Genomic DNA, 629 nt, shown 5'->3' on the forward strand with positions numbered 1-629 from the left:
CTGTTCATCGACGAGATCCACCGGCTGTCGCCCGTGGTGGAGGAAATCCTCTACCCCGCGCTGGAGGACTACCAGATCGACATCATGATCGGCGAGGGGCCGGCGGCGCGCAGCATCAAGCTGGACCTGCAGCCCTTCACCCTGGTGGGCGCCACCACCCGCGCCGGCATGCTGACCAACCCGCTGCGCGACCGTTTCGGCATCGTCGGGCGGCTGGAGTTCTACACGCCCGAGGAACTGGCCCGCATCGTCAAACGCAGCGCCGGGCTGCTGGGCGCGCCGATCGCGCCCGATGCGTCGTTCGAGGTGGCCCGGCGTTCTCGCGGCACACCGCGCATCGCCAACCGCCTGCTGCGCCGGGTGCGCGACTACGCCGAGGTCAAGGGCGACGGCACCATCACCCTGGACATGGCCAACAAGGCCCTGGCCATGCTGGACGTGGACCCGGTGGGCTTTGACCTGATGGATCGCAAGCTGCTGGAAGCGGTGATCCACAAGTTCGATGGCGGGCCGGTGGGCTTGGACAACATCGCGGCCAGCATCGGCGAGGAGCGCGACACCATCGAGGACGTGATCGAGCCCTACCTGATCCAGCAGGGCTACTTGCAGCGCACGCCGCGCGGGCGCAT

The 629-nt window shown here is 68.2% G+C and carries 1 protein-coding gene; it reads left to right on the top strand.

Annotated elements, in window-relative coordinates:
* A partial coding sequence (gene ruvB / locus HA630_RS00665) for a Holliday junction branch migration DNA helicase RuvB (RefSeq protein ID WP_166832049.1) occupies positions 1-629 on the top strand: 629 nt, incomplete at both ends.

The sequence above is a fragment of the Aquabacterium sp. A08 genome (assembly GCF_011742065.1).